Source organism: Pseudomonas sp. NPDC088414, assembly GCF_044753325.1.
Classification (GTDB): domain Bacteria; phylum Pseudomonadota; class Gammaproteobacteria; order Pseudomonadales; family Pseudomonadaceae; genus Aquipseudomonas.
In genome coordinates this window covers 103,701-124,003 of record NZ_JBIVMY010000001.1, presented here as the reverse complement: position 1 = coordinate 124,003, position 20,303 = coordinate 103,701, and the positions used below count along the sequence as shown (strand labels likewise).

At 63.0% G+C, this 20,303-nt stretch carries 18 protein-coding genes; 6 read left to right on the top strand and 12 right to left on the bottom strand.

The window, feature by feature from the left end:
• The first annotated feature begins 179 nt into the window (after positions 1-179).
• From ACIP8I_RS00500 to ACIP8I_RS00490, 3 genes are read left to right on the top strand one after another with little or no spacing between them, the layout of a single operon-like run.
• Complete coding sequence (locus tag ACIP8I_RS00500) at positions 180-1,376, top strand: amidohydrolase family protein (protein WP_400757913.1); 1,197 nt, start codon at positions 180-182, stop codon at positions 1,374-1,376.
• Positions 1,373-2,860 (top strand): amidohydrolase family protein, encoded by a 1,488-nt coding sequence (locus ACIP8I_RS00495; RefSeq protein WP_400757911.1) that lies wholly within the window; start codon positions 1,373-1,375, stop codon positions 2,858-2,860. Before ACIP8I_RS00500 ends, ACIP8I_RS00495 begins: the two co-directional genes overlap by 4 nt.
• Positions 2,861-2,871: 11 nt before the next feature.
• Positions 2,872-3,534, top strand: coding sequence for a flavin reductase family protein (locus ACIP8I_RS00490; RefSeq protein ID WP_007969672.1), 663 nt, complete (start codon positions 2,872-2,874; stop codon positions 3,532-3,534).
• Between the two features lie 171 nt (positions 3,535-3,705).
• On the opposite strand, the gene ACIP8I_RS00485 is transcribed toward ACIP8I_RS00490, so the two are convergent.
• The 8 genes from ACIP8I_RS00485 to ACIP8I_RS00450 all read right to left on the bottom strand — a co-directional run bounded on the left by ACIP8I_RS00485 (position 3,706) and on the right by ACIP8I_RS00450 (position 12,555).
• Positions 3,706-4,365, bottom strand: coding sequence for a DUF799 domain-containing protein (locus ACIP8I_RS00485; RefSeq protein ID WP_007969673.1), 660 nt, complete (start codon positions 4,363-4,365; stop codon positions 3,706-3,708).
• Complete coding sequence (locus ACIP8I_RS00480) at positions 4,362-4,730, bottom strand: DUF4810 domain-containing protein (protein WP_007969675.1); 369 nt, start codon at positions 4,728-4,730, stop codon at positions 4,362-4,364. Before ACIP8I_RS00480 ends, ACIP8I_RS00485 begins: the two co-directional genes overlap by 4 nt.
• A gap of 28 nt (positions 4,731-4,758) precedes the next feature.
• Positions 4,759-5,445, bottom strand: a complete 687-nt coding sequence (locus tag ACIP8I_RS00475) for a CsgG/HfaB family protein (RefSeq protein WP_177325722.1) — start codon at positions 5,443-5,445, stop codon at positions 4,759-4,761.
• A gap of 255 nt (positions 5,446-5,700) precedes the next feature.
• Positions 5,701-8,778 carry an error-prone DNA polymerase gene (locus tag ACIP8I_RS00470; RefSeq protein ID WP_400757909.1) on the bottom strand — a complete coding sequence of 1,026 codons (3,078 nt, stop codon included), beginning with the start codon at positions 8,776-8,778 and terminating at the stop codon, positions 5,701-5,703.
• Positions 8,775-10,190 (bottom strand): Y-family DNA polymerase, encoded by a 1,416-nt coding sequence (locus tag ACIP8I_RS00465; RefSeq protein ID WP_400757907.1) that lies wholly within the window; start codon positions 10,188-10,190, stop codon positions 8,775-8,777. The genes ACIP8I_RS00470 and ACIP8I_RS00465 overlap by 4 nt, the downstream gene beginning before the upstream one ends.
• A gap of 7 nt (positions 10,191-10,197) precedes the next feature.
• A complete protein-coding gene (imuA, locus tag ACIP8I_RS00460) occupies positions 10,198-10,815 on the bottom strand; it encodes a translesion DNA synthesis-associated protein ImuA (protein ID WP_007968686.1) in 618 nt (205 codons plus the stop codon).
• Complete coding sequence (lexA, locus tag ACIP8I_RS00455; protein WP_400757905.1) at positions 10,815-11,432, bottom strand: transcriptional repressor LexA; 618 nt, start codon at positions 11,430-11,432, stop codon at positions 10,815-10,817. Before lexA ends, imuA begins: the two co-directional genes overlap by 1 nt.
• A 205-nt stretch (positions 11,433-11,637) precedes the next feature.
• A complete protein-coding gene (locus ACIP8I_RS00450) occupies positions 11,638-12,555 on the bottom strand; it encodes a LysR substrate-binding domain-containing protein (RefSeq protein WP_400757903.1) in 918 nt (305 codons plus the stop codon).
• Between the two features lie 103 nt (positions 12,556-12,658).
• On the opposite strand from ACIP8I_RS00450, the gene ACIP8I_RS00445 reads away from it, so the two are divergent.
• The 3 genes from ACIP8I_RS00445 (at position 12,659) to ACIP8I_RS00435 (ending at position 17,191) form a co-directional block, all read left to right on the top strand.
• Complete coding sequence (locus tag ACIP8I_RS00445) at positions 12,659-14,401, top strand: amidohydrolase (protein ID WP_400757901.1); 1,743 nt, start codon at positions 12,659-12,661, stop codon at positions 14,399-14,401.
• Between the two features lie 188 nt (positions 14,402-14,589).
• Positions 14,590-15,327 (top strand): TorF family putative porin, encoded by a 738-nt coding sequence (locus tag ACIP8I_RS00440; RefSeq protein WP_400757899.1) that lies wholly within the window; start codon positions 14,590-14,592, stop codon positions 15,325-15,327.
• A gap of 205 nt (positions 15,328-15,532) precedes the next feature.
• Positions 15,533-17,191 carry a phosphoethanolamine transferase gene (locus ACIP8I_RS00435; protein WP_400757897.1) on the top strand — a complete coding sequence of 553 codons (1,659 nt, stop codon included), beginning with the start codon at positions 15,533-15,535 and terminating at the stop codon, positions 17,189-17,191.
• Between the two features lie 129 nt (positions 17,192-17,320).
• Here ACIP8I_RS00435 and ACIP8I_RS00430 read toward each other — a convergent pair whose 3' ends face one another.
• The 4 genes from ACIP8I_RS00430 to ACIP8I_RS00415 are packed head-to-tail and all read right to left on the bottom strand — an operon-like array spanning position 17,321 to position 20,185.
• Positions 17,321-17,599 (bottom strand): DUF971 domain-containing protein, encoded by a 279-nt coding sequence (locus ACIP8I_RS00430; protein WP_400757895.1) that lies wholly within the window; start codon positions 17,597-17,599, stop codon positions 17,321-17,323.
• Complete coding sequence (locus ACIP8I_RS00425; protein ID WP_400757894.1) at positions 17,596-18,558, bottom strand: HEAT repeat domain-containing protein; 963 nt, start codon at positions 18,556-18,558, stop codon at positions 17,596-17,598. Before ACIP8I_RS00425 ends, ACIP8I_RS00430 begins: the two co-directional genes overlap by 4 nt.
• Positions 18,555-19,403: an ABC transporter ATP-binding protein gene (locus ACIP8I_RS00420; protein ID WP_400757893.1), complete on the bottom strand. Its 849-nt coding sequence runs from the start codon at positions 19,401-19,403 to the stop codon at positions 18,555-18,557. Before ACIP8I_RS00420 ends, ACIP8I_RS00425 begins: the two co-directional genes overlap by 4 nt.
• Entirely contained in the window at positions 19,403-20,185 is a 783-nt protein-coding gene (locus ACIP8I_RS00415) for an ABC transporter permease (RefSeq protein WP_400757892.1), read from the bottom strand. Before ACIP8I_RS00415 ends, ACIP8I_RS00420 begins: the two co-directional genes overlap by 1 nt.
• Positions 20,186-20,303 lie beyond the last annotated feature (118 nt).

The following is a 20,303-nucleotide window of genomic DNA, read 5'->3' as shown; positions in this document are numbered from 1 at the left end:
GCAAGCCAGCGAAGAGGCCCGCCCAGACACCACTGAAACCGAGGTGCAGCCATCGCTGGCAAGCCAGCTCCCACAAGAACCTGTGTCGTTCACAGAAATTGAGCACTCCCTTAAACCTGTGGGAGCTGGCTTGCCAGCGAAGAGGCCCGCACAGACACCACTGAAACCGAGGTAAACCAATGACCCAGCCACAATGGCTCAGAAACATCCGCCCCTACGGCGCCCCAGCCGAAGACCTGCTGATCGAAAACGGCCGGTTCAGCCAACGCCGCCCGGCCTCGAACACCCCATTGGCCGCCACCGACATCAACGGTCAGAACCAGTTGCTCACCGCGCCACTGGTGGAAAGCCACGTCCACCTCGACAAGACCCTCTACGGCCAGCCATGGCGCCCGAACAGCGCCGGCCCGACGCTCAAGGACTACATCAGCAACGAGCGTCGCATCCTCCGCGAAGTAAAATCCCCCATCGCCGAACGCGCCGGTGCCCTGCTGGAAAACTGCATCGCCCGTGGCTCGCTGACGATGCGCTGTCACGTCGACATCGACCCCGAATTCGGCCTGCGCCACGTCGAAGCCATGCTGCATCTACGCGAACGCTACAAGGACCTGATCGACCTGCAATTGGTGGTGTTCCCGCAGACCGGGCTGATCAGCCGTCCCGGCACCGCCGAACTGATGCGCGAAGCCATGGCCCTGGGCGTGGAAAACGTCGGCGGCCTCGACCCATGCGGCATCGACAACGACCCGATCGCGCAGCTGGATTTCGTGTTCAGACTCGCCGCCGAGTTCGGCCGTGGCGTCGACATTCACCTGCACGACAAAGGTGAACTGGGCCTGTGGCAAATCGCGCGAATCGCCGAATACACCGAGCGATTCAACCTGCAGCACCGGGTGATGATCAGCCACGCCTACTGCCTGGGCATGCTGCCGTGGAGCCAGGTCAAACCGGTGGCGGAACGCCTCGCCGCACTGGGCATTTCGCTGATGAGTTCGGCGCCGGCCGACACCGCCGTGCCACCGTTTCTGGCGTTGCGTGAAGCGGGCGTCAACGTGTGTCTCGGCTCCGACGGTATCCGTGATGCGTGGTCGCCAATGGGCAACGGTGACATGCTCGAGCGGGCAATGCTGCTGGCGTTTCGTTTCGATCTGGCCAAGGACGATGAACTGGCGGCGGCGTTCGAAGCGGCCACGGTCAATGGCGCTGTTGCGCTGGGGATCAATGATTACGGCTTCGACCTCGGACGGCCAGCGGACTTTCTGCTGATGCCGGTCGAGACCCTTGGCGAGGCCGTGGTGGCGCGGCCGGTGCGTGAGGTTTATCGCGGCGGTGTGTTGATCGCCAGCGGTGGTCGTCTGCTGGACAGTCGCCTGTGAAACGCATCGGCTTGCGTGCCAGTTGCGTGGTCGGCTTCGACGGCACGCAGCACGTGCTGTGGCGTGACGGCGAAGTGGTGTTCGCCGGCTCGCGGATCGAATTCGTCGGGCGCGGCTATCAGGGGCCGGTGAATCAGTGGATTGACTACGGCAATGCGCTGATCGGCCCAGGTTTCATTGATCTGGACGCCCTCGGCGATCTCGACTCCACCGTGCTGACTCTCGACAACGGCGACGAGCGCAGCATGGGCCGCATGTGGTCTGCCGAGTATCTGGCTGCAGGCCCGCGTGAGACCTACAGCCCCGAAGAAGAAATCTTCAAATACCGCTACGCCTTCACTCAGTTGATCCGCAACGGCATCACCACGGCGATGCCGATCACCTCGATGTACTACCGCGAATGGGCCGAGACCTACGCCGAGTTTGCCGCCGTCGCAGGCGTTGCCGGCGAACTCGGCCTGCGTACCTACCTCGGGCCTTGCTACATGAGCGGCATGAGCTACTGGCGCGCCGACGGCACACTCGCCCATCACTGGGATGAAGAACGAGGTCTGGCCGGGCTTGCGGCGGCTGAACGCTTCTTCAAGGATTTCGACGGTGCGCACAACGGATTGATTCGCGGCGCGCTGTTGCCCGATCGCATCCAGACCTGCACCCCGGCGCTGCTGCAACGCACCTCGGCGTTGAGTCGCGAGCTGCATGCGCCAATGCGCCTGCATTGCTGCCAGGCGCGCAGCGAAGTGGCAATGGTCGAGCAGTTGCGCGGCACTTCACCGCTGGGCTGGCTGCAACAACTGGACTTGCTGACGCCGCGCAGCCTGTTGCCCCACGGCATCTACACCCGTGGTGACGACGATCTGCAACGGGTGATCGACGCTGGCGCCAGCCTGGTGCATTGCCCGCTGGTGTTCGCCCGGGATGGCGAGGCGCTGAACTCGTTCGGGCGCTACCGGGCCAAGGGCATCAACTTCGCCCTCGGCACCGACACCTGGCCGGCGGATTTGCTGGACAACATGCGTCATGGTTTGAGCATCGCCCGGCTGATGGAAGGTGATGCTTCGCTGACCAGCAGCCTCGATCTGTACAACGCCGCCACCCTTGGCGGCGCCAGGGCTTTGGGCCGCGATGACCTTGGACGTCTGGCCCCCGGCGCCAAGGCGGACATCACCGTGTTCAGCCTGCGCGGCCTGCATCTGGGGCCGCTGTTCGATCCCTTGAAAAACCTGCTGCTGGCCGGACGCGGCGACGATTGCATCGCCAGTTACATCGACGGTCGCTGCGTGATGCACGACGGTCAGGTCAATGGCGTCGACTACCCCGCCCTGCAACGCCAGGCCCAGCGCCAATACGAAAAACTCATGCGCAGCCACAGCGAGCGGGCCTTTGCCCGCCCGGACTGGAAGACCCTGTTCCAGCCGGCCATCCCGTTCGCTGACGACTACAGCGCCGAAGCGCCATTGAGCGCAATCGATCCACTTCTTTAGAGATATCTGCCATGCACAGCTTCGACTTCAGCCAGCTCAGCCCCCGGGAAAAATACAAGATCCTGATCGGCAGCGTGGTGCCACGCCCGATTGCCCTGGTCACCACCATCGACGGTGAGGGCCGGGTCAATGCCGCACCGTTCAGCTTCTTCAACGCGCTGTCCGCCGACCCGCCGATCCTTGCCCTCGGCGTGGAAAACTACGGCGACCAAAGCCCCAAGGACACCACGCGCAATATCCAACTCAATCAGGAATTCACGGTGAACATCGTCAGCGATGCGCTGGTGGAAGCGATGAACGTCTGCGCCGTGCCGTTCGCTCCGGGCTTTGATGAACTCACCGCCGCCGGCCTCACGGCAATCCCTGGCACGGCAGTCAAATGCCCGCGCATCGGCGAGGCACCGGTGGCGCTGGAGTGTCGACGGATGATGGCGCTGAACATCGGTCAGTCGCGGGAGATCATTTTTGGCGAGGTGCTGATGGCGCATGTGCGCGACGAGCTGATCGATCCACAGACGCTGTACATCGATCAGTTGGGCCTGGATGCGATCGGGCGCATGGGCGGCCATGGTTATGCACGGACCCGGGATTACTTCGACTTGCCGACCCGCTCGTTGCAAGCGTGGACGGAGGCGCCGGGGGGTGGCGAACGGTTTTGGCCAGAGCCCAAATAAACCTGTATTGCGAAACCTGTGGCGAGGGAGCTTGCTCCCGCTCGGCTGCGCAGCAGTCGTAAACCCAAACGACGCGGTGAGTCAGACTCATCGCGCTGTCGGATTTGGGGCCGCTGCGCATCCCAGCGGGAGCAAGCTCCCTCGCCACAGAGGCATCACTGCCTCAAGGGTTCAGTCGGTACCGTATTTCGGCGAACGCGGGCCATACAGCAAGCCGGCGTGCTGCCCCGCCGACAACAGGCGATTGCTCGCCACACCGGCAATCGGGTATCCGGCGTCGGTGGAACTGTTGATCACCTGCTTCACCGCGGCAGTGATCAGCATGCCGATCAGGCCGCCACCGCTGTTGTTGCCGCCCTCTTCGCTCGACGCCCGCGCCGAACCGGTCCACAGCGTGGTGCCGGATTTCAGGTCTACCAGTTTGGCAGTGGCGGTTACCGCGGTTTCGCTGCTGATCACCATGTAGCGCGTACCGTACTCGGTCACGGTGATGTACAGCGCAGCGTCGGCGCCGAAGATTTCCTTGAGCTTGTTGGCCGGCGCCTGATGAATGTCATCCGGAGTGGTCAGGCCGTTCTGGCGGAAGGTTTCGTCCACCAGAGCGATCGGCAGCACGTAGTAACCGGCTTCGGCCAGCGGGAACGTCACCTGCGACAACAGGCTGTACGAAGCCTTCACATCCGGTGAGGTATTGAGCGGCGGCAGCACCAGAATGGTCTTCGGCCGTGCCTGTTTGTACGCTGAATAGTCGACGGTTTTCGGCGCGACGCAGCCACCGAGTACGGTCAGGGCCAGACCGGCCGCCAGCAGTTTCAGGGTGCGCGAAATCATTGGGCGTCTCCGGTCTTGGCGTTTTTAAGCAGAAAATCCATGTACGGGCCGGACTCGGGGAACAGCGCTTTCTCGGTGCGGAACTGCTGCACCATCTGATCGTCCTTGCCCATGCTCAGGTACAGCAGACCCAGGTGCGCGTGGTAGCCCGGCGGCACAGCCTTGCCGGTGGAACGGATCTTCTGCAGGTCGCGCTCCAGCACTTCAGCCTGGGCTTCTTTCGGCTCTTCGCCTTTGAAGTATTCGTAGACCTGCGGTTGGTAGTCTTCCCACTGGTACAGGGTTTTCGGGCTGCTGCAACCGGCCAGCAAGGCGCTCGCGGCCAGCGTCAGGGCCAGCAGCGACCGCGACAAAGTCAGATTCATGGGTGTTGCTCCTTGCAATGAATAGCGATCAGTTAGCCGGTTTCCAGGCACCGGCGTTCATGCCATCGACCAGACGATTGATCGCCTCGCGCATGGCCAGATCGAGGACTTTGCCGTTGAGGGTGGAGTCGTACGCAGCGGTGCCGCCGAAGCCGATGATTTCGCGGTTGGACAAGGCGTATTCGCCAGCGCCCTGAGTCGAATACACCACTTCGGAAGTGCTGATGTTGACGATGTTCAGGTTGACCTTGGCGTAGGCGACCTGGGTCTTGCCCCGGCCGAGAATGCCGAACAGCTGATGGTCGCCGGTTTCCTTGCGGCCGAACTCGGTGACGTCACCGGTGACCACGTAATCGGCGCCCTTGAGGCGTTGGGCCTGGCCCTTGATTGCGGCTTCCTGCTGGATCTCGCCCATGTTGTCGCGATCCAGTACCGAGAAACGGTTGGTCTGCTGCAAGTGAGTGATCAGGATGGTCTTGGCCTGGCCGCCGAGACGATCGACACCATCGGAGAAGATCCCGCGCATGTAGCTGGAGCGGTTATCGAATTTGCCCACCGCCATCGGCACACGAGCGCCGGTCCAGACTTGCGTGGCGCTCTCGACCTTGGCCACCGGCAGCGCGCGGGAGCTTTCGGTGGCGCACCCGGCAAGGGAGCTGGCGAGGGTGCCGAGCACGGCAATCGCAACGCCTGAGACCAACATCCGGGAGATCATTCTCACTGTGCATTCCTTCTGAAAAAAACGGTGTGTCCCGGCACGGCAAGGCAGTGGGGAGCGGAAAAGGGGCGGCATTATGACAAAGTGCCATCATTCGCGACAGATTTTTTTGACGCCAATGAATTGGCTGATCTGAACACCGCAAATCCCCCCGTGTAGGAGCTGCCGAAGGCTGCGATCTTTTGATCTTGCTTTTAAAAATCCAAGTCAAAAGATCGCAGCCTTCGGCAGCTCCTACAGGGGGGATCGGTGTTAGTGGAAGTCGCGGCTCTGCACGCGGATGCCGTCGAGCAGCGGACTCAGGTCGCTCAATCGCCCGGCGATCAGGTGCCGGACTTCGCCTTCGCGCTCCCAGCGGCCATCGACCTTGAGCAGTTGCGAGCCGACCAGCACCTGGCGCTGACGCTCGGCCAGATCGCGCCAGACCACCACGTTGACGTTGCCGAACTCGTCTTCGAGGGTGACGAAGGTCACGCCGCTGGCGGTGCCCGGCCGCTGACGCCCGGTGACCAGCCCGGCGATGCTCACTGGCCGGCCGTGTTCGACGTCCAGCAATTCCTGCGAGCTGCGGCAACGCCGTGCCTTGAGTTCGCCGCGTAGCAGCGCCAGCGGATGCGGCCCCAGCGTGGTGCCGATGGTCGCGTAATCGGCCTGCAGGTCCTCGCCGACGCTGGGTTTGGGCAGCAGCACATCCGGCTCTTCCTGACTCGGCAACCCGGCAAACAGGCCCAGCTGTTTCTGCACCCCGGCCACTTCCCAGCGTGCGCGATGTCGATGGCCGGCCATGCCGCGCAACGCCCCCGAATCGGCGAGCAACGCTTGGGCGCGACTGTCGAGCGCGGCCCGCTCGCCCAGATCGGCGACATCGGCGAACGCCCCGCGCGCCCGCGCCGCTTCGATGCGCCGGGCGTCGTCCTCGCGAAAACCCTTGATCATCCGCAGCCCCATGCGGATTGCCGGTTGCGCGCCGCTGATCGGTTCCAGGCTGCAATCCCAGTCGCTGGCGCGCACGTCCACCGGACGGATCTGCAATTGATGGCGGCGCGCGTCCTGAAGGATCTGATCCGGGCTGTAAAAACCCATCGGCCAACTGTTGATCAGCGCACAGGCGAACGCTGCCGGTTCGTGGCACTTGAGCCAGCAACTGGCGTAGGTCAGCAAGGCGAAACTGGCGGCGTGGGATTCGGGAAAACCATAGCTGCCGAAGCCCTTGATCTGCTCGAAAATCTGCGCGGCGAATGCCTCGCTGTAGCCGTTTTTCTTCATGCCGGCGGCCAACCGTGCCTTGTGCGGTTCCAGCCCGCCGTGGCGTTTCCACGCGGCCATCGAGCGGCGCAACTGATCGGCCTCGCCGGGGCTGTAGTCGGCGGCGACAATGGCGATCTGCATCACCTGCTCCTGAAACAGCGGCACACCGAGGGTGCGCTTGAGCACCACTTCCAGCTCCGGCGAGGGATAGGTTTCCGGCTCTTCCTTGTTGCGGCGGCGCAGGTACGGATGAACCATGCCGCCCTGAATCGGCCCCGGACGGACGATCGCCACTTCGATCACCAGATCGTAGAACTTTGCCGGTTTCAGCCGCGGCAGCATTGACATCTGCGCCCGGGATTCGATCTGGAACACGCCGATGGTGTCGGCGCGGCTGATCATCTCGTAGGTCGGTTTGTCTTCGGCGGGAATCGTCGCCAGGCTCAGATCCTGATGCCGGTGACGGCGCAGCAAGTCGAAGCAGCGACGGATCGCACTGAGCATGCCGAGGGCGAGGATATCGACCTTGAGCAGGCCGACCGCATCGAGGTCGTCCTTGTCCCACTGAATGATCGTGCGCTCGGCCATGGCCGCGTTTTCCACCGGCACCAGGGTGTCCAGCGGCTGCTCGGAAATCACAAAACCGCCGGGGTGCTGCGACAGATGCCGGGGGAAGCCGATCAGTTGCCCGGTCAGGCTCAGCACCCGACGCAGCAGCGGGCTGTCGGGGTCGAAGCCGCCTTCGAGCAAGCGCGCCAGCGGCGGCGTTTCATCGCTCCAGTGACCGCAGCATTCGGCCAGTGCATTGATCTGATCCGGCGGCAGTCCAAGGGCCTTGGCCACGTCACGCACCGCACCGGCGGCGTGGTAGGTGCTGACCACCGCCGTCAGCGCCGCACGCCGCCGGCCATATCGGCGAAACACGTATTGCAGGACTTCTTCGCGGCGCTCGTGCTCGAAGTCGACGTCGATGTCCGGCGGCTCGTTGCGCTCCTTCGACATGAAACGCTCGAACAGCAGCGTGGTGCGGTCCGGGTCGATCTCAGTGATGCCCAGGGCAAAACACACCGCCGAGTTGGCCGCCGAACCACGGCCCTGACAAAGGATTTTTTGCTGGCGGGCGAAGCGCACCACGTCGTGCACGGTGAGGAAGTAGCTTTCGTAGCCGAGTTCGGCGATCAGCTTCAGTTCGTCGTCGATTTGCTTGAGCACTTTGGCCTGTGGCCCTTTAGGCCAGCGCCAGGCAATGCCTTCTTCAGTCAGTTGGCGCAACCAGGAACTGCCGGTGTGCCCCTCTGGCACCAGCTCCTTCGGATATTGATAGCGCAACTCGCCCAGCTCGAAAGTGCAACGCCGGGCCAGTTGCACCGAGGCGTCGAGCAACGCTTGCGGGTACAACTCGCGCAACACGTCGAGGCTGCGCAAGTGCCGCTCGCCGTTGGGGTGCAGGCGCAACCCGGCTTCGGCCACCGGCACGTGATGGCGGATCGCGGTCATGGTGTCCTGCAGGGCGCGCCGGCCACGGGCGTGCATGTGCACATCGCCGCTGGCCACGGCGACAATCTGCAACTGCTCGGCCAGACTCGACAGGGCCGTCAGCCGCCGCCGGTCGTCCTGCCCGCGATGCAGCTGCACCGCCAGATACAGGCGCTCGCTGAAGGTCTGCTTCAGCCAGCGCCCCTCTTGCACGTCATCGATACTGTCCGGCACCCACACAATGAACAATCCCGGCAACGGCTCGCTGAAATCCTCGCGCAGCACCTGGTACTGGCCTTTCTGCGTACGCCGCCGGGCCTGAGTGATCAAGCCGCACAAGGCCTGATAGCCCGCCAGATTCTCCACCAGCAACAGCAGTTTAGGGCCGTTGTCGATGCGTATTTCGCTGCCGATGACCAACGGCAGCTCCACTGATTTCGCCGCTTGCCAGGCGCGGACGATCCCGGCCAGGGTGCATTCGTCAGTGATCGCCAGCGCCTGATAGCCGTGTTTTTTCGCCCGCTGAAACAGCTCCAGGGCACTGGAGGCTCCGCGCTGGAAACTGAAGTTCGACAGGCAATGCAGCTCGGCATAACCATCGCTCATGCAAACCAGCCCTGCAGCCACAACGGACCGCCCTCGCCCACGGCCCGATAGGCCCAGCCCTGCTGACCGGCGCGGTTCTGGATCAGGTAGTAATCGCGGCGCACATCGTCACCGTCCCACCAGCCGGACTCGATACGTTCCGGGCCCATGAGGATTCGCGCCGAACCTTCCGGCACACTTTGCGGTTCGCCGAGCAGCCAGCCCGGACGCTGCACGCTCGGCAATCCGCTGCAACGCTGCTTGTCGACGCCGTTCTGCCAGGCACATTCGGGGCGATGGTCGGCCTGAAAGCGCAGGCCCTGCACCGCGTCATCGCCGAGCCGTGCGCGCAGGCGTTCGCGCAATTGCTCCCAGGGCAAAGTCTGTTGCGGACGATCATCGAACAGTTCCTGAAACTGCGGCACGAAACTCGGCAGGTCTTCGGCGCGCAGGCGAAAACCACGCACCGGGGCCTCGACCTGGACTTGCTCCAGTCGCCCACGGGCCAGTTCGAAGAGCATCGCCGGGTCGCGCTCGGCGCTGAGCAGGCCGACCTTGATCAGCGTATCCGGCAGCCCGGCGTGCTCCAGATGCAGGTCGAAACGCTGCACGCCGCTGTCACGTCCGCAGAGGAATGCCGACAGGTCAGCGGTCAAGCGGCGTAACGGAAACAGCAGCGCCTGATGGGATTGCACGTCGAAATTCAGTTCGATGCGCACATCGAAGCGATCCGGCGGTAGATAGAAGGCCAAGGCCAGCGGCCGTGCCCCGAACAACGTATCGAGATGCTTGAGCATTGAGGCTTCAAAACGCCGGGCCAGGGCCTGACGCGGCAGGCTCTGCAGCTGGTTCAGGTTGCGCAGGCCCATGCGCGTCAGCGCGGTGGCGACCTGCGGCTCCAGCCCGACACGGTCGACGGGCAACTGCCCGAGATGATGTTGCAGGGCTTCGCCGTCCGGTACGACGAGACCGTCGTAGGCGTTGGCCAGCACCCGCGCCGCCACCGGATTCGGTGCGGCGACAATGCGATGGCGGAAGCCCAGCTCGGTCAGCTCCTTGCGCAGGCGCGCTTCGAACTGCGCCCACGAACCAAACAGGCCCAGGCTGGATTCGATCTCGAACACCACGGTACGCGGGTAATGCACGCTGACCTGCGCGCTGAAGCGATAGGCCCACGCGGCGAGAAACTGTTGCCAGTGTTCGACCTCGGCCAGGTCGTAATCGGCAGTGGCAAAGCCTTTGCTCAGGGCTTGGGCGGCAGTCATCGACTGGCCGGCGCGCAGGCCCAGTTGACGTGCCGCCGGATTGACCGCTTGCAGCACTCGGCGCTGGGCCGGGCCGCTGAGCAGCACCAACGGCTCAGCGGGATCGGCACGCTGACGCAGCACCGCGTCGAGGGCCAATTGCGGGAACAGAATACACACCCAGCGCATGACGACCTCAGTGCCCCACGGCAAACGCAATCGGCGCCGTGCGCGCCAGCCCGCCGCGGCATTTGAGCACGCGCAACTGGGCCGGTCTGGCATCGATGGCAATGCGTAGCGCCGCCGGCGACGGGTTGATCGCCTCGCTCAGCGGGCGCCAGGCAAACGCCAGGGTCTGGCCGGTTTCCGCTGCCACCTGCAAACGTCGCAACGCGCGGTCATCGGCCTTGTGCGGCCAGCACAGCACCGCGCCGCAACTGCCGGAACGCAGGCATTGTTCCGCCGCCCACAAGGCATCGCGTTCGCTGGCCTGGATCACCGACAACTGGCGCAGATCGACCCCGGCGTTCGCCCACGCCTGCGGGTACGGCACGAACGGTGGCGCCACCAGCACGATGCGCTCGCCCGCCGCCGACAACCGCGCCAGGGTCGGCCACACCAGTTGCAGCTCGCCGACCCCGGGGCCGGCCAGGAGGATTTCGCTCAGCGCCGCTTCCGGCCAGCCGCCGCTGGGCAACGCCGCATCGAGCGCGGCATGCCCGGTGGGTTGCGGGCTGGCCGCCGGCGGCGCAGGCCGGCCCTTCCAGACCTGGCCGCCATTGAACAGCGTATCGAGTGCAACGACGGCGCCCATCAGCCTTGCCTCACCAGACCGCAGAACACCCCTTCGATGGCCAGATCCTGATCATCGCGCACGACAATCGGCTGGTACGCCGGGTTGCGCGGCAGCAGGCGCACCGTAGCGCCGACACGCTCGAAGCGTTTGATCGTCACCTCACCATCGAGTCGCGCCACCACGATCTGGCCGTTGAGCGCCTCGGGATTACGCTTCACTCCCACCAGATCACCGTCGAGAATGCCGTCCTCGATCATCGAGTCGCCCTGCACCCGCAACATGTAGTCGGGCGCACGGGAGAACAGCGCGGGATCAAGCATCAAGCGGTTATGGATGTCGGCATCGGCACCGATCGGCGCACCGGCAGCGACCCGGCCGAGCACGGGAATATCCAGCAACTCCGGGCGCGGCGGTTGCCCGAGCAGGCGAATGCCCCGGGCCTGGTGCGGATTGACCTCGATAAACCCGGCTTCGGTGAGCGCCAGCACATGCTTGCGCGCCACGCTGCGCGAGGCAAAACCAAAAGCCTCGCTGATTTCAGCGAGGCTTGGGGGCTGACCGTGTTCGGCGATGCGTTCGCGGATAAAGGTCAGGATGGCGGTACGGCGGGGAGTCAGGTTCGTCATGGAGTACATTTGTACTCCTGTGGGATTTTACTGACAAGCACCGCCAGTCGGCCCAAACCGACCTTCCACAAAAATCAAAAGATCGCAGCCTCGTTTCACTCGTCAGCTCCTACAAAGAACATGACTCGGAACCGTGTAGGAGCTGCCGCAGGCTGCGATCTTTTGATCTTTTTAAAGATCGCAGCCTTCGGCAGCTCCTACAGGGAACGGGGTGTCAGTTGAGGCCGCGTTCGGCGAGGAAGGCGGCGATGTAATCGATGAATGCGACGACCTTGGCCGTGGCCCGCCGATGGCTCGGGTACACCGCGAGGATGTGCGGGCCGAAGGTGTCAGGGTCGATTTCATAGTCAGCCATGACCCGCACCAGACGCCCGTCGGCAATGTACGGCGCGGCGCTCCACAGCGGTGTGTGCAGCAAGCCGCGTCCGGCCAGGGCACCGGCCAACAGCAGGTCGTAATTATCGCTGCGCAAGCGCGGTGCCGATGGCTGTGCCAGGCTCAGGCGCTGGCCGTCGCGCTCGGCCCACCAGAACTCGCGGCTGAGCAACGGGTGCTGATACAGCAGCCATTCATGCTGTTCGAGGGTCTGCGGGGTGACCGGAAAACCCTTGCGCGCCAGATACTCCGGGCTGCCGCACAAGGCCAGGCGATTGCTGCCGACCACGCGGGCGATCAGCCCCGGCAAGTCGTCATGGCCCTCACGCAAGGCCAGGTCGTAGCCGCTTTCCAGCAGATTGACGAACGCGTCGCACAGGTCCACTTGCAGGCTGATCTGCGGGTATTGCTGCAAAAAGCCGTCGCACACCTGATCGAGAAACGCCCGCCCGTACGCCAGCGGTGCGGTGATTTTCAGGCTGCCGCGCAGACCGTGCTGTAACTGCTCGATTTCCTCGCTGGCCTCCTCCAGTCGCTGCAGCACCAGCCGTGCGGTTTCCAGGTACACCCGGCCGATTTCGGTCAACAGGATCCGCCGCGTACTGCGCTCGAACAACCGTGCGCCGAGTTCCGACTCCAGGTGATTGACCGCTTTGGTCAGGGCCGACGGGGTCTTGCCCAGTTGCTCGGCCGCGCGACTGAAACTGCCGAGTTGCGCGGTGACTACGAACATTTTCAGTGCACCCAGCTTGTCCATGCTTTTTCCATTCAGGCAAAAACGTTTTTCGTGAGGAAGGCGTTCTGTCGGCCAGTATCAGCCACTAATCTGGCCATCAGACGCAATAACAAGGAAATCTTCAATGAAAAGATTCATCCCGAGCCTGCTGGTGAGCGCTATAAGTTTTGCCTCGATGGAAGCCATGGCCGCCACCGATCTGGTACTGGTCAACGGCAAGATTTTCACCGCCGACCGCTCGCAACCCAAGGTGCAGGCGCTGGCCGTGGAAAACGGCAAGGTGCTGAAAGTCGGCACCGATGCGCAGATCAAGGCACTGATCGAGCCTGGCACCCAAGTGATCGACCTCGGCGGCAAGACGCTGATGCCAGGCTTGATCGACAGCCACTCCCACGCAATTTTCGGCGGACTGGAAATGGTCTCGGCCAACATGGAAGACGAAGTCGTCGCCCTCGATGAATTGCAAAAGCGTCTGCGCGCCTGGCGTGACGACGGCAAAGCGAAGCACGGCGACGTGCTGAGCATCGCCGGCATGAGTTCGGCGTACTGGGCGCAGGCCGAGGCGCTGGGCAAGACCTTCAACCAGGGCGAATGGGCCGACGTGCCGGTGGTGTTCATCGGCAGCGATCACCACACCGCGTGGGCCAACAACGTGATGCTCAAGCGCGCCGGCATCGACGCGGCGCTGCTCAAGAACCTGCCCAACGCGGAAAAAGACACCATCGGCAAACTGCCAAGCGGCGAGCCCAATGGCTTTGTGGTCGATGCCGGTTGGGATCGGGTCGCCGCAAAAATGCCGGTGCCAAGCCCTGCCGACATGCTCAACGCTGCCAAATCCGCCGTGCGTTTCAACAACAGCCTCGGCATCACCGCGTGGATGGACCCCGCCGCCAACGCCGCGCCGGGCGAGGCTGTGTTCGCGCTCAAACCCACCGAGAAAACCGTCGGCGTGCTGCCGGCCTACAAAGCGTTGTCGGCCAGTGGCGACATGAGCGTGCATGTCGCCGCGCTGCTGGTGGCCAACCCGAAAAGCCTGCCCGCCGACCTCGACACACTGGATAAGGTGCGCCAGCAGTTTCAGGGCATCCCCAACCTGAGCCTGCCCGGGATCAAGATCTTCGCCGACGGCGTGATCGAGTACCCGGCGCAGAGCGCAGCGATGATCGACCCATACAGCAATTCGCACAAACAGGGTGAGCTGCTGATCGATCCAGAGCATTTCGGCGAACTGGTCAGCGCCATCGACCAGCGCGGCTGGCTGGTGCACATTCATGCCATCGGCGACCGCGCGGTGCGTGAATCGCTGAACGGTATCGAACGCGCGCGCAAGGATCGGCAGAGCGGCATCACTCACTCGATCACCCACCTGCAGATGGTCAACCCGAAAGAGTTCGCCCGCTTCAAGCCGCTGAACGTGATCGCTTCGATGCAACTGCTGTGGGCCAGCGCCGACGACTACACCACCGACATGATCAAGCCCTACGTCAGCGCCCTCGCCTTCCGTTATCAATACCCGGCGCACTCGCTACTGAAACAGGGCGCGACGATTGCCGGTGCCAGCGACTGGCCGGTGTCGTCACCCAACCCGTTCAACGCCATGGCCCAGGCCATCACCCGCGTCGGGCCGCTGGGCGTGCTGAATGCCGACGAGCGTCTGGATCGCGAAACCATGTTTTACGCCTATACCGCCAACGCGGCGCGGACCATCGGCCTCGACCAGCAGATCGGCTCGCTGACGCCGGGCAAACAGGCCGATTTCATCGTGGTCGACCGCGACGTGTTCAGCGTCGACGAAAAAGCCCTGCATGACACCCAGGTACTGCAGACCTGGTTTGGTGGGCGTCAGGTCTACACCGCCACCCAATAACAACACCGAACCCACCCTGTGGGAGCGAGCTTGCTCGCGAAGAGGCCAGTCCATTCAACATCTTCACTGACTGACCCACCGCTTTCGCGAGCAAGCTCGCTCCCACAAGGTTTGTGTGGATGCTTGGGATGGCATTCCCTCCACAGTTTTCGTACTGCCCAAAAATAATCACAACACCGGGACTTCACATGAAAGCCTTGCCCTTGCTCGCCCTGAGTTCCTTGAGCCTGCTGCCCTTGAGCAGTTACGCGATCCCCCTGAGCGACGATTTCGCCGTGCTGGTCGATCTGACCCTGGCCAGCGACTACCGCACCCGCGGCATCTCGCAAACCCAAAATGACCCGGCTGTGCAGGCTGGTCTGACCCTGACCCACAGCAGCGGTTTGTACGTGGGGGCCTGGAGTTCCAACGTCGATTTCGGCGGTGGTCTGAAAACCCGGCAGGAAGTCGATTACTACGCCGGCTGGCTGTGGCAGGCCACCGAGGATGTCAGCCTCGATCTGGGTTACCTCAAGTACGCCTACCCCAGGGAAAGCCAGTTCAACCAGAGCGAGGTCTACGGGATTCTCGGCGTCTATGGGGTGAAGCTGGCGGCGTATTACTCCAGCGATGCGCCGGGAATCGACAGCAAGCAGAGCTCGCTCTACACCTACGTCGGTTATGAAACCGAGTTGCCGTTCGATTCCGGCCTGAAGCTGCGTTACGGCAACATGGACTTCAAGGACCCGCACCTGTACTCGGCGTCCGGGCATGGCGAGGACAGTTACCGTGAATGGGAGGTTAAGCTGACCCACAACGTGGCCGGGGTGGTGTTGGGCCTGAGCTATATCGATACCGATCTGTCGCAGAGCCAATGCCTGAGCAACTGGGGATTCAAGGATGTTTGCACCGCAACGGTGGTCGCCAGCCTGAGCAAATCCTTCTGACTCCCCACCTTGTGTAGGAGCTGCCGCAGGCTGCGATCTTTTGATTTTGATTTTATAAAGCAAGATCAAAAGATCGCAGCCTTCGGCAGCTCCTACAGGGAGTCGGGTGTTTGTTACGAGATGTTTACGGATTTTTTACTATTGTTCTTCTACAGTTACGCGCGTAACCGCGTGTGTTTTCTATTCTGCTGGAGGAATGTTGGTAATGGCTTTGGGCAAAGGACTGCGTTTACCGTCCATCACTTCAACCCGTCTGGTGCTGCTGTTTTCCCTGGCACTGGTGGCGCTGTACAACCTGGCGACCTGGAAGGCGTTGGGTAATCTGATCACCCTGCAAGGCGCGCACAAACTGGCGTTTTTCGCCTCGTTCGGGCTGTTCCTGTGGGCGGCGATCACGCTGTTGCTGACCCTCGTTTCGTTTCGCTGGACGCTGAAACCGGCGCTGAGCGTGGTCGCCCTGCTCTCGGCCTGCGCCGCGTATTTCATGAACGAATACGGGATCACCATCGACACGGTAATGATCCAGAACGTGTTCGAAACCAATCCCGCCGAGGCTGCGGCGCTGTTCAACGGCAAGCTGCTGGCCTACGTGCTGTTGCTCGGCGTGCTGCCAGCGGCGTTGATCTGGCGCTGGCCGGTGCGTTATCGGCCGTTCTTTCGCGGCCTGCTCAACAAGCTGCTGGTGATCGCCGCTTGCGTGCTGGTGATTGGTGCCTCGGTGGGCGCGTTCTATTCGACCTACGCGCCAATCTTCCGTGAAGAAGACAAGCTCACCCACTTCATCAACCCGACCAACTACATCTACGCCATCAGCAAATACACCAAGCAGCGCCTGGGTATCAAAAAGCACTTTGTGGTGCAGGCCATCGGCGAAGACGCGGTGATGAGCGCGAAAGCCGCCAGCCGCGAGAAGAAGTCGCTGATGGTGTTTGTGGTCGGCGAAACCGCCCGCGCCGACCATTTCTCGCTGAACGGCTATGCGCGCGAGACCAATCCCGAGCTGAGCAGACTGGACATCCTCAACTTCACTCAGGTGCATTCCTGCGGCACGTCCACGGCGGTGTCGGTGCCGTGCATGTTCTCGATGTTCCCCCGTGAGGATTACAGCGACAAGAAAGGCAAAACCTACGAAGGCCTGCTGGATATCCTGCAACGGGCCGGCGTGCAGGTGCTGTGGCTGGACAACAACAGCGACTGCAAAGGCACCTGCCTGCGCGTGCCGCACCGCGACATCGCGAAGAACCAGCCGGGGCCGTTCTGCGACGGCAACAACTGCCTCGATGAGGCGCTGCTGGCCGACCTGCAGAGCTACATCGACAGCCTCAAGGGCCACGCGATCATTGTCCTGCACGCCGACGGCAGCCACGGCCCGGAATACTACGAGCGCTACCCGAAAAGCATGGAGCGCTTCACCCCGATCTGCCACACCAACCAGTTGGGCAGTTGCAGCCGTGATGAACTGGTCAACGTGTACGACAACACCATCCTCTACACCGACCACTTCCTCGCCAAGGTCATCGAGTTGCTCAAACGCAATCAGGACTCACTGGACACCTCGATGGTGTATGTCTCCGATCACGGCGAATCGCTGGGCGAAAACGGCCTGTACCTGCACGCCGCGCCGTATGCATTGGCGCCGGAAGCGCAGACCCATGTGCCGATGGTGATGTGGTTCGGCAACAACACCTTGGCGCAACTGGGGATTGATCGCGATTGCCTGCAAGGCAAGACCGGGCAGCCGGACCTGAGCCATGACAACGTGTTTCATTCGGTGCTGGGCTTGTTCGAGGTGAAGACCGCGCTGTATCAGCCGGGGCTGGATGTGTTTCGGGGTTGCCGGCCAGCCATGACGGCTGCGCAGTAAGCCTCATATTGCGCAAATTCCCTTGTAGGAGTGAGCCTGCTCGCGATAGGGGTGTGTCATTCAACAATGATGTCGGCTGATACACCGTTATCGCGAGCAGGCTCACTCCTACAAGGAGGCTGCGGCATATCAAGCACTCAGCTGTGCCAGATAGTCCCACGGGTAGATCCCGCGTTGATGGCCGTCGCTGAACACCAGTTGCACGCCGTAGCCCTGCAGGTTGATCTCAATCAGGCGAACACGCTCATCCACCAGCGGAGTCACACCTTTCAGGCGAAACGTGCGGCACTGCGAGCACGGGCACTGGCGGCGCAGTTCGGCGTGGTTGAGCTGCGATTCACGGCCGTCCGGCCAGCTCAGGCGCAGTGTCCGTTCGCTTTGTGAGTTGCCCACCGACAGCGGACTCATTGCAGCTGACTCAGGGCAATCCGCACCGCTTTGCGCACTTCCGGATCACCGTCATCCTGCGCCGCCTGCAACGCCGCCACCGCGCCGCGATCATTCAACTCACCGAGGGCCAGCGCGGCTTCCTTGCGCAGGTTGCTGATGCGATGGCCAAGCGTTTCGATCAGGGCGTCGAGCGCCGCAGCGAAGCGCAAACGCCCGAGGCTGCGGGTGGCGCGCAGGCGCACTTGCCAATAGTCATCGCCAAGCGCTGCGATCAATGCCGGGCCGGCGTCGCTGTGGCCGACTTTGCCCAGCGTCGTGGCCGCTTCTTCGCGCACTTGCCAGGCATCGTCCTGCAGCGCTTGACGCAGGGCTGGCAGCACGTCGGCGCCGGACGCCAGACCGAGGGCGCCGGTGGCGGCGCGGCGCACTTCGGTGTCCGGGTCGGCGCTGGCCAGACGCGCCAGAGCCGGCAGTGCGTCGAGCTGCTTTAGCCAGCCGAGCACACCGACGGCTTCGCGGCGCACATTGGCATCGGCATCGCTCAATGCGGTGATGGCGGCTGGTGCGGCATCGGCGAAACGCAGTTCGCGCAATGCCCGAAACGCGGCGATTCGCACGCTGACTTCAGCATGATCGGTCCACGGCAGAATCACCCGGCCTGCCGCCTCACTCTTGAGCAGGCTCAGACTTTGCGCGGCGGCTGCCTGCACTGCCGCAGACGGATCGGTCAGCGCCTGACACAGCGCAGCCACCACTGGTTCGTCTTCCCACGCTTCCAGCAGCCGCGCGGCTTCGGCGCGGACTTCTTCGGCGGGATCCTGCCCCAGGCGATCAACCAGCCACAGCAGGCCATCCGGTTCTTCCAGATCTGCCAGATCAATCAGCGCAATGCGGCGCACACCGGCATCGTCAGCGGTCAGACGCGGTTGCAGGGCGAGGATGTCATCGTTATCGGTCACAGCAAAAAATGAGGTCATAGGGCAAATCGCGGCAAGGGGTTTTCGGGAGGCAGGCCGAGCGGATTGAGGCGCGGCAGCGGTCGTTCGTTGTCGTGGCGCAGCAGGTCGAGGCAATGGCGCTTGAGGCGGGAGAATTCGGCACTGGTCACCAGTTCGCTGGTGCGCGGACGCGGGAAGTCCAGGCGCAGGTCTTCGATGATTCGCCCCGGACGTGCGCTCATCACCAGCAAGCGGTCAGCGAGGAACAGCGCCTCGTCGATATCGTGAGTAACGAACACCACGGTGGTGCGAATCCGCGTCCAGATGTCCAGCAGCAGTTCCTGCATGTTCAGGCGGGTCAAGGCATCCAGCGCGCCGAACGGCTCGTCCATCAGTAGCAGCCGTGGACGGTTGACCAGCACCCGGGCGATTTCCACCCGTTGCTGCATACCGCCGGACAGCTGATCGGGCCAGCGCTCGGCAAAGCCGTCGAGGCCCACCAGTTTGAGGATTTCATCGGCTGCGCGATGGCGTTCGGTTTTGCCGATGCCACGCATCTTCAAGCCGAAAGCCACGTTATCGCGCACCGTGCGCCACGGAAACAGCGTGTGATGCTGGAACACCATGCCGCGTTGTGGCGACGGCCCGGACACCTCGCCGCCATCGACTTTGAGGCTGCCGGTATGGGCGCTCAAGTGTCCGGCGAGTGCGCCGAGCAAGGTCGATTTGCCGCAACCGGACGGGCCGAGAATGCACACGAACTGGCCCGGTTCGATCTGGCAATCCAGCCCCTGCACGGCTTCGAAGGCTTGCTGACCCTCACCGAGAACGATCGACAACTGGCGAATATCGATTCGCCCTTCCGGGGTTTGCATTGCGCTCATCAGGCTTTTCCTCGTGGTCGATGCCAAGGCGTGAACAGCCCGCCCAGACGTTTGATCAACAGGCTGCTGCCCATGCCCAGCACACCGATCAGCAGCATGCCGACGACGATGTCGGCGTAGTTCTGAATGGTGTAGGACTCCCAGGTGTAGTAACCGATGCCGAACTGGCCGGAGATCATTTCCGCCGTCACCAGGCAGAACCACGAGGTGCCCATGCCGATGGCGAGGCCGGTGATGATGCTCGGCGCGGCACCCGGCAAAATCACTTCAAGCAAAATCGCCCGGCGCCCTGCCCCGAGGCTTTTTGCCGAGGCGATCAGCCGTGGATCAACGCCTTCGACGCCGTGCACGGTGTTGAGCAGGATCGGGAACAACGCGCCGGTAAAAGTGATGAACACCATCGACAGCTCCGACGACGGGAACATCAGGATCGCCAACGGAATCCACGCCACCGCCGGGATCGGCCGCAGCACTTCCAGCGGTGGCATCAACAGGTCTTCGGCCCATTTCGAGCGGCCGATGGCCAAGCCCAGAGCGATGCCGATGACCAGTGCCGCGAGATAGCCGGCGAATACCCGGCTGAGGCTGGCCGTCAGGTGCTGCAGCAGCTTGCCTGAGTCGCCCAGACCCAACGCCGCTTCGATCACCGCCAACGGGGTGGGCACGTTGGCGAAGGTGACCAGGCCGAGATTCCAGTGGTGGCTGGCGGCGAGTTGCCAGAAGAGCAGGCAGAGCAGCAGGGAGGCGGCTCTTGGAACCCAGCGGGTGATTGATCTGGACATAAATCCTCCTCTCGCCACGCCCCCCCTGTAGGAGCTGCCGAAGGCTGCGATCTTTTGATTTTGATTTTAAAAAGCAAGATCAAAAGATCGCAGCCTTCGGCAGCTCCTACAGAGGGGC

What these genes read in the sequence shown, in the direction of transcription:
- ACIP8I_RS00500 (WP_400757913.1), top strand. Translation starts at nt 180, where the DNA reads ATGACCCAGCCACAATGGCTCAGAAACATCCGCCCCTACGGCGCCCCA.
- ACIP8I_RS00490 (WP_007969672.1), top strand. Translation starts at nt 2,872, where the DNA reads ATGCACAGCTTCGACTTCAGCCAGCTCAGCCCCCGGGAAAAATACAAG.
- ACIP8I_RS00485 (WP_007969673.1), bottom strand. Translation starts at nt 4,365, where the DNA reads ATGATTTCGCGCACCCTGAAACTGCTGGCGGCCGGTCTGGCCCTGACC.
- ACIP8I_RS00480 (WP_007969675.1), bottom strand. Translation starts at nt 4,730, where the DNA reads ATGAATCTGACTTTGTCGCGGTCGCTGCTGGCCCTGACGCTGGCCGCG.
- ACIP8I_RS00475 (WP_177325722.1), bottom strand. Translation starts at nt 5,445, where the DNA reads ATGATCTCCCGGATGTTGGTCTCAGGCGTTGCGATTGCCGTGCTCGGC.
- ACIP8I_RS00470 (WP_400757909.1), bottom strand. Translation starts at nt 8,778, where the DNA reads ATGAGCGATGGTTATGCCGAGCTGCATTGCCTGTCGAACTTCAGTTTC.
- ACIP8I_RS00465 (WP_400757907.1), bottom strand. Translation starts at nt 10,190, where the DNA reads ATGCGCTGGGTGTGTATTCTGTTCCCGCAATTGGCCCTCGACGCGGTG.
- imuA (WP_007968686.1), bottom strand. Translation starts at nt 10,815, where the DNA reads ATGGGCGCCGTCGTTGCACTCGATACGCTGTTCAATGGCGGCCAGGTC.
- lexA (WP_400757905.1), bottom strand. Translation starts at nt 11,432, where the DNA reads ATGTACTCCATGACGAACCTGACTCCCCGCCGTACCGCCATCCTGACC.
- ACIP8I_RS00450 (WP_400757903.1), bottom strand. Translation starts at nt 12,555, where the DNA reads ATGGACAAGCTGGGTGCACTGAAAATGTTCGTAGTCACCGCGCAACTC.
- ACIP8I_RS00445 (WP_400757901.1), top strand. Translation starts at nt 12,659, where the DNA reads ATGAAAAGATTCATCCCGAGCCTGCTGGTGAGCGCTATAAGTTTTGCC.
- ACIP8I_RS00440 (WP_400757899.1), top strand. Translation starts at nt 14,590, where the DNA reads ATGAAAGCCTTGCCCTTGCTCGCCCTGAGTTCCTTGAGCCTGCTGCCC.
- ACIP8I_RS00435 (WP_400757897.1), top strand. Translation starts at nt 15,533, where the DNA reads ATGGCTTTGGGCAAAGGACTGCGTTTACCGTCCATCACTTCAACCCGT.
- ACIP8I_RS00430 (WP_400757895.1), bottom strand. Translation starts at nt 17,599, where the DNA reads ATGAGTCCGCTGTCGGTGGGCAACTCACAAAGCGAACGGACACTGCGC.
- ACIP8I_RS00425 (WP_400757894.1), bottom strand. Translation starts at nt 18,558, where the DNA reads ATGACCTCATTTTTTGCTGTGACCGATAACGATGACATCCTCGCCCTG.
- ACIP8I_RS00420 (WP_400757893.1), bottom strand. Translation starts at nt 19,403, where the DNA reads ATGAGCGCAATGCAAACCCCGGAAGGGCGAATCGATATTCGCCAGTTG.
- ACIP8I_RS00415 (WP_400757892.1), bottom strand. Translation starts at nt 20,185, where the DNA reads ATGTCCAGATCAATCACCCGCTGGGTTCCAAGAGCCGCCTCCCTGCTG.